The sequence below is a fragment of the Amycolatopsis rhizosphaerae genome (genome assembly GCF_007713715.1).
GTDB lineage: Bacteria > Actinomycetota > Actinomycetes > Mycobacteriales > Pseudonocardiaceae > Amycolatopsis_E > Amycolatopsis_E rhizosphaerae.
Window position 1 is genome coordinate 1 of record NZ_VJWX01000030.1, and the last position, 14,009, is coordinate 14,009.

Consider the following 14,009-nt stretch of genomic DNA (forward strand, 5'->3'; position numbering starts at 1 on the left):
CCCTTTACCGCCCCCATTCCGGCCTGAGCCTGGGGCTCGGCCGACGGACGGGTCGTGTGAGGGGCCCCCTCAGGTGGCTAAGGTGGGGGCGTGGAGTTGGACGGGGTGGTCGAAGTCGGGTCCGAGGACGAACTCCGGGAGATCGTGGGGGCGCCGAGGCCCTCCGCGCTCCGGAAGGAACGCCCCCGGCTGCACGAGCTGGACCGGCAGTGGCTGGCGGAGTCGCCGTTCTGCCTGATCGCGACGGCCGGCGCCGACGGTGCCTGCGACGTCTCGCCGAAGGGCGATCCCGCCGGGTTCACGCTCGTACTCGACGACACCACCATCGCCATCCCCGACCGGCCCGGCAACCGCCGCGTCGACGGGCTGCGCAACGTGCTGGCGAATCCGCACGTCGGGCTGCTCTACTTCGTTCCCGGCCGGGGGGACACGCTGCGCGTCAACGGCCGCGCCCGCCTGATCCGGGACGCGCCGTTCTTCGACGCGATGGCGGTGAAGGGGCACCGCCCGCCACTGGCGCTCCTGGTGGAGGTCGAGCAGGTCTTCCACCACTGCGCCAAGGCGTTCCTGCGCTCGCAACTGTGGCGGCCGGAGACTTGGCGCCCCGAGGCGCTCCCCACCCGGGCCAAGATCGCGAAGGCCCTCGAACGCCCCGAGGATTCCCTCGAAGAACTCGAGCGGTACTACGGCCCTTCCTACGCCGACCACCTCTACGGCTGACCGGCGGGCGCCCCCGGCAAGTCCGGAGCCGTGAAGGGTCCCTTCACGGTCGATACGACTGTGAAGGGACCCTTCACGGCAACCCGCACGCCCCACATCCCCGGCAGGCCGGGGCTCAGTCGGTGCCGAGGGTGTAGACGGTGGTGGAGTGGTAGGTCTGCCCGGGCCGCAGCACGGTGCTGGGGAACTCCGGGTGGTTCGGCGAGTCGGGGAAGTGCTGGGTCTCCAGTGCGAAACCGGCGCTCTGGCGGTAGATCTTCCCGCCCGTGCCCACGAGGGTGCCGGTGAGGAAGTTGCCCGAGTAGAACTGGATGCCCGGCTCGGTGGTCGACACGGTCAGCGTACGGCCGCTGCCCGGGTCGGTCGCGCGCGCCGCCACGGTGGGCACCGCTCCGCCGCCCGAGTCCAGCACCCAGTTGTGGTCGTAACCCTGGCCGGTGAGCAGCTGGGGATCGTTGTCGCCGATCCTCGCGCCGATCGGGACCGGCGAACGGAAGTCGAACGGGGTGCCTCCCACCGGCGCCAGCTCGCCGGTCGGGATCTGCGTCGCGTCCGTGGGGGTGTAGCGCCCGGCGTCGAGCTGCAGCCGCTGGTCGTACACCGTGCCCGAGCCCTCCCCGGCGAGGTTCCAGTAGGTGTGGTTGGTGAGGTTGACGACGGTGGGTTTGTCCGTGGTGGCCCGGTAGTCGATCGACAGCCGGTTCTCGTTGTCCAGGGTGTAGGTCACCGTGGCGCGCAGCGTGCCCGGATAGCCCTGGTCCCCGTCGGGACTGGTCAGGCTCAGCCGCAGCCCCGCCGTGCCCCGGCCGGAGATCGCCGGGACCTCCTCGGCGCCCCACACCTTCTGGTCGAAGCCCGAGGTGCCGCCGTGCAGGCTGTTGCCGTTGTTGTTGACCGGAAGGTGGTAGGTCCGCCCGTCGAGGGTGAAGGTGCCCTTGGCGATGCGGTTGGCGTAGCGGCCGACGAGCGCGCCGAAGTACACCCCGCCCCCGGCGGCCGGGCTGTTCTTCGCGACGTAGTCGGCCAGGGCCGGGAAACCCAGCACCACGTTGGCCCGGTGGCCGTGCCGGTCCGGTACCTCCAGGGTCTGGATGATCCCGCCGTAGCTGAGGATCCGCACCCGCATGCCCCTGGCGTTGCCCAGGGTGTAGCGGTAGACGGCGGTGCCGCCGGCCTGTCCGAAGTACTCCTTGCTGATGGTCGGCGGCGAGGCCGCGGATCCCGGTGCGGCGGAAGAGGTCACGCCGGACAACCCTACTGCCGCCGCGGTGAGCACGCCCACCGCGAACGCGATTTTCCCTCGCATGATCAGGCACCTCCCGGTTCTTGGGGGACGGCGGTTCAGCCGTTGAGACGGTATTCCGCGTGCACGAGTTCGAGCAGTTCCGCCACCGACGTGTCCTCCGATCGCCGGTCGAAGGTGATTTCCCCGTGCTGCAACAGGTTTACCCGGTCGCAGACGTCCACGACCTGGCTGTAGTTGTGGGCGATGAGGATGATGGCGAGATCGCCGCCCTGTTTGAGCTGCGCCAGCAGCCGCAGGATCAGCCCGCCCTCCTTGGCGCCCATCGCCGCGAGCGGTTCGTCGAGCAGCAGCAGTTTCGCGCCGTGCGAGTACACCGACCGCGCCACCGCGATCGCCTGCCGCTGCCCGCCGGAGAGCTGGCCCACCTCGGCCGTCACCGACGGGATGCTGATCCCGATCGCGTCCAGCGCCTCCCGCGCCCGGCGCTTCATTTCCCTCCGGCGCAGGAAGGGCAGCGGGCGGTGCACCAGCTCCTTGTTCAGGTGCAGGTTGAGATACACCGGAAGATCGTTGACCAGCGCGAGATCCTGGAACACCGTTTCGATGCCGAGCGAGCGGGCGTGCGTCACGGACTTCAGCAGCACGGGCTCGCCCTCGAACAGCAACCGCCCGTCGTCCGGCCGGTGGTAGCCGGTGAGGATCTTGAGCAAAGTGGACTTCCCGGCCCCGTTGTCGCCGATGAGGCCCAGGATCTCGCCGCGCCGCACGGAAAGGTTGACGTCCCGCAGCGCCTGCACCGGACCGAACCGCTTGCCGACGTGTTCCGCCGCCATCAGGGGTGGTGTGTCGCTCATGGCCGCCTCGGTGTTGTGCGGGGCACCCGCGCCCGGTCGGCGGTCCTGGGTGGGGGCTTCGCCAGTGTCGCTCATGACCGCCTCCGTGTTGTGCGGGGCACCCGCGCCCGGTCGGCGGTCCTGGGCGGGGGCTTCGCCAGTGTCGCTCATGACCCCCTCCGTGGGGACTGCGAGCCCAGGCGTTTCCGCAGCAGGGTGAGGTACACGTTCAGCAGCGCGGCCAGCAGGATCGCGACACCGAGCACCACGTAGAACGCGTTCGCGCTGATGCCGGTGAGGTTGAACCCGTCGTACACCAGGCCCAGCAGCAAGGCGCCGAGGAACGCACCGATCACCGTGCCGGAACCGCCGAGCAGGGCGGTCCCGCCGATGACCGCCGCGGCCACCGCGTAGAACATCGTGTTGAACCCGCCGTTGGTCGGATCATAGGAGCCGACCCGGGTGCCCTGCAGGATCCCGGCGAATGCCGCCAGCCCGCCGGTGACCGCGAAGCAGATCACCTTGACCCGGCTGGTGCGGATGCCGGATTCCGCGGCGCCGACCGGGTTTCCGCCGGTCGCGCGCGTGGCCACGCCGAACCGGGTGGTGGACAGCACCACCTGCATGACGGCCACCACCACGAGCGCCCACAGGAACTCCGACCAACCCCAGCCGCCGAACACCGCCATCACCCCGCCGTGCGGCGCGCCTACCGGCGAACCGCCCGAAACGATCAGCGACAGGCCCCACAGGAGGAAGGCCATGCCGAGCGTGGTGATGAACGACGACAGCCCGAACCACGTGTGGATCAACCCGTTCACCACCCCGACCCCGGTGCCGGCCGCGACCGCGCCGATCAGCGCGGCCCACAGCGGCCAGCCGTTGTTGGTGAACAGCACCAGCACGAACGGGGCCAGCGTGAACACGAACCCGGCGGACAGGTCGATCTGCCCGCAGATCAGCACCAGCACCTCGCCCGCGCCCACGATCGCCCACGGCGCCACGTACTGGGCGATGGTGTGGTAGTTCTCCGAGGTGGCGAACCCCGGCCCGCTGGTGAGGGCGAAGTAGACCACCGCGGCGCCCGTCACCAGCAGGATGCTCAGCTCCCGGACCCGGATCAGTCCCGGCAGGAACCCGCCGCGGGCCGCGGTGGCGGCCGGGACGGCGGGCGTTTCCGTCGTGGCCATCCCCGTCACCGCGTGAGGGTGGTCGCGGCGGGCAGCGGGATCGACGCCGGCATCGGGACCAGATCCGCCTTCGGCCCGCCCTCGAAGCGGCTCTCGGCCGACAGGTACGGGCCCACGTTGTCCTTGGTGACGAACGTGAGGCCGGTGTCGGTGGCCGGGGGAGACACCAGCGTCCCGGACAGCCGGAACAGGTAGAGGTAGAGCACGGTCAGGAAACCCTGCAGGTAGGCGGACTGGTCGATGGTGAAGTCCAGCGCCCCGGAGCCGACGCCCTTGAGGGTGTCCGAAAGCGTGTCGTACCCGCCGGCGTGCACCTTGCCCTGCAGGTTCCGGGTGGCGACGAGCTGGGCGATGGAGGCGGTGCTTCCGGCGTCCACCGCGTAGATCCCCTTGGCGTCGGGGTGCCCGTCGTAGGCGGCGGTGATCGCGTTGAGTTCGTTCGCCTGCTCGGCGCCGGTGTTGATGGGCAGCACGGTGACCGCGGGCGCCGCCTGTTTGAGCGCCGCGACGATGCCGTCGAGCCGGGGCTGCACGTTGTTGCCGCCGGGCTGGGAGATGCCGACCAGGATGGTGCCGGAGGTGACGTCGGCGGCGATGCGGCGCCCCATCAGGTAACCGGACTGGTAGAGGTCCTGGCCGACGTAGGTCAGCGGGTAGTTTCCCGGCGCGGTCGCGTTGTAGGCCACCACCGGGATTCCCTTGGCCAGTGCGCGTTTCGTCGGTTCGACGAAGGCGTTGCTGTCGGTCAGCGCGATCGCGATGCCGTCGGCGTTGCCGTTGATCGCGGTGGAGAACGCCGAGGCCATCTCGGCGACGTTGCCCTCGGCCGAGCCGGTCCACTGCGGTTCGGGCAGGCCGAGCAGCTTCGCCGCGTCGGCCATGCCGTTCTTCGTGGGCACGAAGAACGAGTTGGTCGTGACATGGTTGATGAAGACGAACCGCCAGGCTCCGGTGGCGGGAAACGCGCCGGCACCGGCGGAGGAGGTCTTGTTCTGGACTCCGTTGCAGGCGGCCAGCAGGGCACTCGCGGCCACCGCGCCGCCACCGGCTCCGAAAACCTTCAGCAGGGTCCTGCGTGAGGCAGCGGTCTGTTCGCTCATGGTCAACCACCCATCCACGTCGGCGGGGAACTCTGGTCGGGGCGCTTCAGCGTGCATGAATCATTGGATGATTCGTCGATTCAGTCAAGGCTTGATCACGCACCGCCTCCCCCGGCTCCTGTGCGGGCCCTGGGCGGGCGCGGCCGTATAGTCCGTGGGTATGACGCAGGAGGGGCCGCTCGGCAGGCATCGCACGATCCACGGGCGGGTCGTGGAGTGGCTGGGCCGGCGCATCGTGTCGGGCGAGTTGTCCGACGGCAGTCAGTTGCCCAACGAGACCGAACTCGCCGCGCAGCTCAGGGTCAGCCGCGGCGGCGTACGCGAGGCGGTGAAGGCGCTGGCTGCCAAGGGGCTGGTGGAGGCCCGGCCGCGGCTGGGCACCCGCGTGCTGCCGCGCGAACAGTGGAACCTGATGGACCGCGAGGTTCTCACCTGGCACGGCCAGCTCGGCAAGGCGGGCTTTCTCGGCGATCTGCTGGAGTTGCGGCTGATGGTCGAGCCGGGTGCGGCCAGGCTGGCGGCGGAACGGGCCACGCCCGAGCAGCTCGCCGTGCTGGAAAATGCTTACGGCAGAATGGAATCCCACGCGCCGAAGCTGCCCGGCGCGGAGGAGGAGTTCGTCGCGGCCGATCTCGCGTTCCACCTGATCCTGTTGCGCGCCAGCGGGAATCAGCTGATCGAACAGCTCGGACGGCTGCTGGAGGCGAGCCTTCACCACGGACTCGAGGCGAGTTCCCACGCGCCCGGCGGCGTCGCCGCCACCCTGCCGCTGCACCACGCGGTGCTCGTCGCCGTCCGCGGGCACCGGCCGGTCGCCGCGTTCCGCGCGATGAAACGGCTCATCGAGACCACGACGCAGGCGGTTCGCGAAATGGTGGGGGAATAACGTGTCCACAGTGGAGCAGATCACGGAACCCCTTGCCCAGCACGGAGAAGGGCCCGTGTGGTACGCGGGCTGGCCCGGACTGCGCTGGGTCGACATGCTGGCGGGCGACGTGCTCGAACTCGACCCCGCCACGCAGCGGGTGCGCCGCAGCCACGTCGGGGAGGTCGCGGCGGTTGTCCGGCCCTGCGGGGACGGCCGCGCGCTGCTCGCGGTCGAACGCGGCTTCGCGATCGCGGACCCGTCGCTGGCGCACGTCCGTCCGCTCGTCGAGGTCTTCGAGGAGCCGGCGCTGCGGATGAACGAGGGCGGCTGCGATCCGGACGGCCGGTTCTACTGTGGATCGATGGCCTACGACGAGCGGACCGGCGCGGGCAGCCTCTATCGCCTCGATCCGGACGGCACGGTCACTACGGTGCTCACCGGGGTCACCGTCTCCAACGGTTTCGCGTTCAGCCCCGACGGGGGCACCGCGTACTACATCGACAGCCCGACCCACCGGGTCGACGCCTTCGACTACGACCCGGCTCGCGGACTGACCGGCCGTCGCACCCTGCTGCGCCTCCCCGCCGGGGACGGGGCCCCGGACGGGATGACGGTCGACGCGGACGGCCGGTTGTGGATCGCGTTGTGGGGCGGGTCGGCCGTCCGCTGCTACACACCCGGCGGACGGCTCGAAGAGGAGGTGCCCCTCCCTGTCCGCCACGTCACCGCCTGCACGTTCGGCGGGCCGGATCTGGACGAGCTGTACATCACCACCTCGCGGCAGGGCGTGCCCGGCGGCGCGGAGCCCGAGGCGGGGGCGCTGTTCCGGTACCGTCCCGGGGTCCGCGGCCTTCCCGTGCTCCCGTTCGCCGCCCCGGCCGATCGGTGATCCGAAGTTCACGGCAGGGAATTTCCGGGTTCACAGGAAACTGTCAGAAAAGATCTGGATGATGGACTCACTGGATCGGGTGAACCTGGGGGAGGGCCGGCGTGCGCTGGAAACCTGTCGCGTGCACCGTGCTCGGGCTGGCGTCGGTGCTGGTGCTCGGCATGACGGGGTACAGCTGGACGCAACTGGAGCGGCTGTCCACCGGGATGGCCACCGCGGACGTGATCGAACCGTCGGCCCAGCTTCCATCGGAGACCGAGGCGGTCTCGGTGCCGGAGCAGAACATCCTGCTCGTCGGGATCGACAGCCGCACCGATGTCCAGGGCAACCCGCTGCCGCAGGACCTGCTCGACCTGCTGCATGCCGGGGACGCCTCCGACGGCGGTGACACCACCGACACGATGATCGTCGTGCACATCCCCGAGGGCGGGGGTGAGGCGACGGCGGTGTCCCTTCCCCGCGACTCCTATGTCGAGATCGCCGGGAACTACGGCAAACACAAGATCAACTCCGCGTACAGCTACGGCAGGAACGCGGAATGGGGCCGGCTGACCGCGCGTGGCGTGACCGGCGCCGAACGCGAACGGCTGGCGGACCAGGCCGGTGCCCGGGTGGCGATCAAGACCGTCCAGCAGTTCACCGGGCTGCGGATCAACCACTACGCGGCGGTGAACCTGGCCGGGTTCTACCAGCTCAGCCTGGCCGTGGGCGGGGTGCCGGTCTGCCTGAAGGCGCCGGTGCGGGACACCTACTCCGGTGCGAACTTCCCCGCGGGCAGGCAGGTCCTGTCCGGGGCGCAGGCGCTGGCGTTCGTGCGGCAGCGCCACGGGCTGGCTGCCGGTGACCTCGACCGGATCGCCCGGCAGCAGGCCTTCCTGTCCGGCGCGGCGAAGGTGGTGCTCGATGCAGGCACGCTGGCCAATCCGGTGAAGCTGAGCGCACTGGTCACCGCGGTCCAGCAGTCGGTGCTGCTGGACCAGGGCTGGGACATCCTGCGGTTCGCCCAGCAGATGCGCACGCTCGTCGCCGGAGGGATCACCTTCAAGACCATCCCGGTGCAGTCGCTGAGCCTGCAGACTCGCTACGACGGCGACGCGGTCAAGGTGGACCCGGTGCAGGTGCAGGCTTTCCTGCGCACCCTGCTCGGCGGCACCGGGCCCGCGTCCCCGTCTTCCTCTTCTTCCCCGTCTTCGCCCACCTCCTCGGCCCCTGCCGCGGCACGGGTGGCGGAAAGCGGTGAACCACCCACTTCCACGGTGAGCTCCCTGGTGTCCAGTTCGTCCGACACCGACCTCTCCGGCTGCGTGAACTGACGGCTCGCGGGGCCGAAAGCGCTTTCCGCCGAAAGATGGGTTATTAACCAACCTACTTTCGCCGGGTTTCGGGAGCGGGGTGACGGGCGCGAGACTCGGGGCGTGGTCGCGCGACCCGGTCCCTGCTCCCCGACGAAGAGAGCGATCCGATGAAGCGAACCAAACTTGCCCGGGCGACCGGCGTGGCCGGCCTGGTGGCCGGTGCGGTCATGGCCGTCTGCCTCGCCCCCACCGCCACCGCCGCTCCGCTCGCCGCCCAGCCCGTGCTCACCGCGATGCAGCGGGACTTCGGCCTGACCGCGGCGCAGGCCCAGGACCGGCTTCGCCACGAGGCCGAAGCGACCGCGGTGGAACCGGCCGCGCGGGCCGCGGCCGGGACCGCTTTCGGCGGTTCCTGGTACGACGCCGCCACCGGCAGGCTCACCGTCGGCGTCACCGACGCGGCCAAGGCGGCCGCCGTGCGGGAGGCCGGGGCGGAGGCGGTCACGGTGGCCCGCACCGAGGCTGCGCTCGACGCGGCCAAGGCCGCGATCGACGCCTTCGCGGGCCGGTCCGCGCCCAAGGAGGTCACCGGCTGGTACGTCGACGAGCGGGCCAACACCGTCGTCGTCACCGTCCGCCGGGGCGCGGCCGACCCGGCCGTGCAGCGCTTCCTCGACCAGGCCAGGGCGACCGGCCCGGTGCGGGTGGACACCACCACCGCGGCTCCCCGGCTCCTGGCCGGGGACGTCATCGGCGGCGACGCCTACTACATCAACAACGCGGCAAGGTGTTCGGTGGGCTTCTCGGTCGAGGGCGGGTTCGTCTCCGCGGGCCACTGCGGCAACTCGGGCGACTCGGTGACCGGGCCGGACGGCTCCTCGATGGGCACCTTCGCGGCCTCGTCCTTCCCCGGCACCGACTACTCCTATGTCCAGACGGACTCGAGCTGGACACCCACGTCCACTGTGGATGGTTACGGCAACGGCGACGTGACCGTCACCGGCTCGACCGAGGCCGCGGTCGGTGCCTCGGTGTGCCGGTCCGGATCCACCTCCGGCTGGCACTGCGGCACCATCCAGGCCAAGAACCAGACGGTGAACTACTCGGAAGGCACGGTCAACGGGCTCACCCAGACCAACGCCTGCGCCGAGCCCGGCGACTCGGGCGGTTCGTGGGTCAGCGGCAGCCAGGCCCAGGGGGTCACCTCGGGGGGCTCCGGTGACTGCACCTCCGGCGGCACCACGTTCTTCCAGCCGGTGAACGACATCCTCTCCGCCTACGGCCTGACCCTGGTCACGGGCTGAGCCGGACGCGAAGACGGCGGGGCTCCCGGCACGCAGACGCCGGGAGCCCCGCGCCGCGTCCTCAGGTGGTGGCCGGGATCCAGGCGCGTTCGTGCGCGGCCATGGCGGCGCGGCGGCGCAGCCCGGCCAGGCTGTGTTTGGCGGGCACGAGGAGCGCGGTGAGCCAGGTACGCCGGTAATCCTCCAGCGCCAGGGCCACCGGGCGATGCTGGACGCAGTGCACCAGCCCCGGCGTACCGAGCCGGTGCTTCCCGACGTGCTTGCTCGCGGGCATCGTTCCTCCGTTTGGACGACCTTCCCGCCGCGCACCGTACCAACGGCGGCACCGGATCGTCGTAGGCGAAGCGGCGTGTCAGCCGTATCGGTTCGATTACGGCGCGCTGCGGGGCGTGCGCGGGACGGCGGCGCGGTGCGGGCCCGGCCGGGCCTGGTTGAATGCGGCCATGCTGCGCGTGGGACTCACCGGCGGGATCGGTGCCGGCAAATCGACGGTCGCGACCAGGCTCGCCGAACACGGGGCGGTGCTGATCGACGCCGACGCACTCGCCCGGGAGGTGGTGGAGCCGGGCACCCCGGGGCTCGCCGCGCTCACCGAGGCGTTCGGGCCGGAGATCCTGACCGCGGAAGGAACGCTGGACCGCCCCGCGCTCGCCGCGCGCGCGTTCGCCGACGAAGCCTCCCGGCAGCGGCTCAACGGCATCCTGCACCCGCTGATCGGCGCGCGGACCGCGGAGCTGATGGCGGCGGCCCCGCCGGACGCGATCGTGGTGCACGACGTCCCGCTGCTGGTGGAGGGCCGTCTCGGCGCCGCCTACCACCTGGTACTGGTGGTCGATGCCCCGGTCGAAACGCGGATCCGGCGGCTGGTGGACGTCCGCGGGATGAGCGAGGACGACGCACGGGCGCGGATCGCCGCGCAGGCGAGCGAAGAGCAGCGCCGTGCCGCGGCCGACGTGTGGCTCGACAACGGCGGCACGCCGGACGTCGTGCTGGCCGAGGTGGACCGGCTGTGGGCGGACCGGCTCGTCCCGTTCGAGGCCAACATCCGGTTGCGCCGTCCGCGGACGCCGCAATCCCCCGTGATCGTGCCCTACGACCCAGAATGGCCGGCGCAGGCGGAGCGCGCGCTGGCGCGGATCCGGATGGTGGCGGGGGAGCGCGCCGTGCGCGCCGACCACATCGGATCGACCTCGGTGCCCGGCCTGCCCGCCAAGGACCTGCTGGACCTCCAGCTCACCGTGTCCACTGTGGAGGACGCGGACGCGCTCGCCGACGCCCTGTCCGACGCCGGTTTCCCCCGGGCCGAAGGCGAGTGGTTCGACGACCCGCAGAGCGGGGCGGAACCGTGGGTGAAGCGGTTCCACTTCGGCGCGGATCCGGGCAGGCGGGTGAACCTGCACGTGCGCACGCTCCAGACGCCCGCGTGGCGGCTCGCCCTGTTGTTCCCGGCCTGGCTGCGGGCCACCCCCGCGGAGCGGGACGCCTACGCCGCGGTGAAGCGGAAGCTCGCCGAGGCCCACGCGAACGACGGAAACGGCGCCGGTTACGCCACCGAGAAGCAGGGCTGGGTCAACGCCGCCTTCGAGCGGGCGGAAGCCTGGGCCGCGGAGACCGGCTGGACGGTCTGAGACGCGGGTGCCGGCCGCGGCCCAGGGTGCGGGGGACGGACAGGGTCAGCCCCGGCAGAGGATTTCGCCGTGCAGGACGGAGAACCAGCCGTCGGGTGCCTCGCTCCACTCACGCCAGCCCTCGGAAATCCGCTTCAGGTCGGCACGGGTGGCGTAGCCGTAGGACACGGCCTGCCCGGCGATGGCCGATTCGAGGATCCGGTCTGCCCACAGCCCGCCCCACCACGCCCGATCCTCGGCGGTGGCGTAGCACCACACCGAGGCGCTGGCGGTGATGTCGGTGAAACCGGCTTTCCGTGCCCAGGACAGCAGGCGCCGCCCGGCGTCCGGTTCGCCGCCGTTGTGCCGCGCGGTGCGCCGGTAGACCGACAGCCACTCGTCGAGGGCGGGGATCTCCGGGTACCAGGTCATCGCCGCGTAGTCGGCGTCGCGGGCGGCCACCACGCCGTCCGCGGTGCGCACCCGCCGCATCTCCCGTAGGGCGAGCACGGGATCGTGCACGTGCTGCAGCACCTGGTGGGCGTGCACGACGTCGAACCGGCCATCGGGGTGGGGGAGCGAGTGCACGTCCCCGGTGTCGAAACGCATGTTCCCCGCACCTCGCTCCGCCGCGGTGCGTTCGGCGAGCGCGAGCGCCTCGCGGGTGGGTTCGAGCGCGGTCACCTCGCCCGGCGCCACCAGGGCGGCGAGATCCGCGGTGATCGTGCCCGGTCCGGACCCGACGTCGAGGAGCGCCATCCCCGGGCGCAGGTGCGGCAGGAGGTAGGCGGCGGAGTCTTCGGCCGTGCGGACGGCGTGCGAGCGCAGCACCGCTTCGTGGTGTCCGTGCGTGTAGCGGGCCATGGCCGTGACACTACTCGGTCGTCCCGCATTTCGGGAGCATAATCTCATATTGTGAGAGGTCAATGGCGGCGCCAGGTGAGTTCGATGTCCATTGTGGACAGCCACTCGTGCAGCTTGTACCCGTGCGACGCCAGGCCCGCGACGGTGTCGTAGGTGACTTCCAGGGCGTGCCGTGCCTCCGCCGGGCTGATCAGGCCCGCCGACGAAGCGGCGAGCAATTCGTCGGTGTCGAGCACCTCGAGCCCCCGGCCTTCGCGCGTGACCAGGTCCAGATACCAGTCGGTGGTGCGCCAGGTGGTCCCGTCCACTTCCACGGTCACCACGTCGAGGTAGAAGTCCTGGTCGAGTTCGTGTCCCGGGGAGAACCAGAAATCGGTCAGCCGCAGGCCGAGTCCGGGCAGCAACCACGATTCCAGGTAGTGGAACTGGGTCCGGCCGGGCGCGGGGCGCGCGAGGTACAGGCCGAAATCGGTGACGCGGTATTCCTCGACCTCCCGGACGTTCCCCTTCGGATCGATGTTGGTTCCGGCGGCCAGGTCGAAGGTTTCGATCTTCGGCGGATGGATCGCTTCCGCGTGCTCTGTCATGGGGCCATTTTCGCCGGTTTACAGGCCGAAAACGAGTGTCACGCAGGTAGGGTGATCGCGTGCTGGACGAAGCGGTCGTCACCGAGAACATCGCCCGCCTCGCCGCCCGCCTCAGTGAGCGGACCGGGGAGCTGACCGGTGACCTGGTGGTGCTGTACGCCCGCGAGCTGCCCAACCTCGTGCACGACGACGAGAGTGTGGTCAGCCTGCTTTCGGCGAGCCTGTACCAGAACATCGACACCGCCCTGCGGATCTTCCAGCACGGCATCGACCCCGCGCGGGTGGAGGCGCCGGCCGCGGCGATGGAGTACGCGCGCCGCCTCGCGCAGCGCGGTATCCCGGTCATCGACCTGATCCGCGCCTACTACCTCGGCCAGACCGCGATCCTCAACCACGCCGTCGCCGCGGCACCGGAGCTGATTCCGGACCCGCTCCTGCTCGGCGCCGTGCTCGGCCGGGCGCTGACCATCACCTTCACCTTCATCGACCGGGTCACCCAGCAGGTGGTGTCGGCCTACCAGGAGGAGCGCGACCGGTGGCTGCTCAACCGCAGCGCCATGCGCGCCGCGCGCGTGCGGGCCCTGCTGGAGGGCGGCGGCGCCGAACTCGACGCCACGGAGGCCGCGATCGGCTACCGGTTGCGCGGCACGCACCTGGCCATGATCGTCTGGCACGGGCTCGACCCCGCCCACGGCAACGCGCTGGGCAGCCTGGAACTGGTGGCGGGCGAAATCGCCGCCGCGCTGCCCACCGCGGGGGAACCGCTGTTCGTGCCGGTCGACGAGCTGTGCGCCTGGGTGTGGTTCCCGCTGTCGGCTCCGGCGCTGCCCGGCGAGGAGCACGTCGAGCGGGTGCTCGGCAAGGCCGATCCCGCGGTGCGGCTCGTGCTGGGCGAGCCGGGGGAGGGCGTCGACGGGTTCCGCCGCAGCCACCGCCAGGCGGTGCGCGTGCACGCGCTGGCCACCGCGGCCGGGGAGCACTGCGGGCGCGTCCTGACCTTCCGTGACGTGGGCGCGATCGCGCTGATGACCTCCGACCTGGCCGCGGCCCGCACCTGGGTCGCCGAAACGCTCGGCGAGCTGGCCACCGGCGACGAGCAGCACGAACGGCTTCGCGAGACGCTGCGGGTCTTCCTGGCCACCGGCGGCAGCTACACGGCGGCGGCGGGCAGGCTGACCATGCACAAGAACTCGGTGCAGTACCGCGTGCGCAAGGCGGAGGAGATCCTCGGCAGGCCGGTGGCCGAGAGCAGGCTGGACATCGAGCTCGCGCTCAAGCTGTGCCACCGGCTCGGCGGGGCGGTCCTCCTCACGCGCTAACCCGTGTGGGTGGACGGCCGATCCGGCCAGCCGGGTCATCCGGCGGCGAGGGTCGTGACGGTCGGTCCATGGTGGGGGCTCCGATAGTCAAAGTCGAGACCGTTTCGGTCCTTCGCACCAGCCGACCGAGTGATCATTGGGTTCCCGGCACGAAGATTCCACGATTATTCCGGTTTAGGCTTCCCGC

The 14,009-nt window shown here is 71.0% G+C and carries 14 protein-coding genes; 7 read left to right on the forward strand and 7 right to left on the reverse strand.

Translation table 11 applies throughout. The annotated features are described in order from the left end of the window. Positions 1-90 precede the first annotated feature (90 nt). On the forward strand, positions 91-720 hold the full coding sequence (locus FNH05_RS05295; RefSeq protein ID WP_246127543.1) for a pyridoxamine 5'-phosphate oxidase family protein: 630 nt from the start codon (positions 91-93) through the stop codon (positions 718-720). 115 nt (positions 721-835) lie between these two features. Here the strand turns inward: FNH05_RS05295 and FNH05_RS05300 are convergent, their stop codons facing one another. Genes FNH05_RS05300 through FNH05_RS05315 form a run of 4 tightly spaced genes read right to left on the reverse strand, consistent with a single transcriptional unit; the run spans position 836 to position 5,089 of the window. Further along, entirely contained in the window at positions 836-2,026 is a 1,191-nt protein-coding gene (locus FNH05_RS05300; RefSeq protein ID WP_144586135.1) for an aldose epimerase family protein, read from the reverse strand. 35 nt (positions 2,027-2,061) lie between these two features. After that, positions 2,062-2,970, reverse strand: coding sequence for an ATP-binding cassette domain-containing protein (locus FNH05_RS05305; protein WP_246127544.1), 909 nt, complete (start codon positions 2,968-2,970; stop codon positions 2,062-2,064). After that, positions 2,967-3,989, reverse strand: a complete 1,023-nt coding sequence (locus FNH05_RS05310) for an ABC transporter permease (protein WP_144586136.1) — start codon at positions 3,987-3,989, stop codon at positions 2,967-2,969. The genes FNH05_RS05305 and FNH05_RS05310 overlap by 4 nt, the downstream gene beginning before the upstream one ends. A gap of 5 nt (positions 3,990-3,994) precedes the next feature. After that, complete coding sequence (locus FNH05_RS05315; protein ID WP_246127545.1) at positions 3,995-5,089, reverse strand: sugar ABC transporter substrate-binding protein; 1,095 nt, start codon at positions 5,087-5,089, stop codon at positions 3,995-3,997. A 160-nt stretch (positions 5,090-5,249) separates the two neighbouring features. Between FNH05_RS05315 and FNH05_RS05320 the strand changes: the two genes are divergently transcribed. From FNH05_RS05320 to FNH05_RS05335, 4 genes are all read left to right on the forward strand, one after another. Next, a complete protein-coding gene (locus tag FNH05_RS05320) occupies positions 5,250-5,975 on the forward strand; it encodes a FadR/GntR family transcriptional regulator (RefSeq protein WP_246127546.1) in 726 nt (241 codons plus the stop codon). Positions 5,976-5,985: 10 nt separating this feature from the next. Then, on the forward strand, positions 5,986-6,846 hold the full coding sequence (locus FNH05_RS05325; protein ID WP_144586138.1) for an SMP-30/gluconolactonase/LRE family protein: 861 nt from the start codon (positions 5,986-5,988) through the stop codon (positions 6,844-6,846). Positions 6,847-7,007: 161 nt separating this feature from the next. Continuing rightward, entirely contained in the window at positions 7,008-8,159 is a 1,152-nt protein-coding gene (locus FNH05_RS05330; RefSeq protein WP_144586161.1) for an LCP family protein, read from the forward strand. 149 nt (positions 8,160-8,308) lie between these two features. Further along, on the forward strand, positions 8,309-9,445 hold the full coding sequence (locus FNH05_RS05335; protein ID WP_144586139.1) for a S1 family peptidase: 1,137 nt from the start codon (positions 8,309-8,311) through the stop codon (positions 9,443-9,445). Between the two features lie 61 nt (positions 9,446-9,506). Here FNH05_RS05335 and FNH05_RS05340 read toward each other — a convergent pair whose 3' ends face one another. Continuing rightward, on the reverse strand, positions 9,507-9,719 hold the full coding sequence (locus tag FNH05_RS05340; protein WP_144586140.1) for a hypothetical protein: 213 nt from the start codon (positions 9,717-9,719) through the stop codon (positions 9,507-9,509). Positions 9,720-9,888: 169 nt separating this feature from the next. Between FNH05_RS05340 and coaE the strand changes: the two genes are divergently transcribed. Then, positions 9,889-11,073, forward strand: coding sequence for a dephospho-CoA kinase (gene coaE / locus FNH05_RS05345; RefSeq protein ID WP_144586141.1), 1,185 nt, complete (start codon positions 9,889-9,891; stop codon positions 11,071-11,073). 45 nt (positions 11,074-11,118) lie between these two features. Here the strand turns inward: coaE and FNH05_RS05350 are convergent, their stop codons facing one another. Together FNH05_RS05350 and FNH05_RS05355 are read right to left on the reverse strand one after the other, a co-directional pair. Further along, on the reverse strand, positions 11,119-11,916 hold the full coding sequence (locus FNH05_RS05350) for a methyltransferase domain-containing protein (RefSeq protein WP_144586142.1): 798 nt from the start codon (positions 11,914-11,916) through the stop codon (positions 11,119-11,121). A gap of 59 nt (positions 11,917-11,975) precedes the next feature. Further along, positions 11,976-12,503: a ribonuclease FAU-1 family protein gene (locus tag FNH05_RS05355; RefSeq protein WP_144586143.1), complete on the reverse strand. Its 528-nt coding sequence runs from the start codon at positions 12,501-12,503 to the stop codon at positions 11,976-11,978. Between the two features lie 59 nt (positions 12,504-12,562). Between FNH05_RS05355 and FNH05_RS05360 the strand changes: the two genes are divergently transcribed. Further along, entirely contained in the window at positions 12,563-13,822 is a 1,260-nt protein-coding gene (locus FNH05_RS05360; RefSeq protein ID WP_144586144.1) for a PucR family transcriptional regulator, read from the forward strand. Positions 13,823-14,009: the final 187 nt, after the last annotated feature.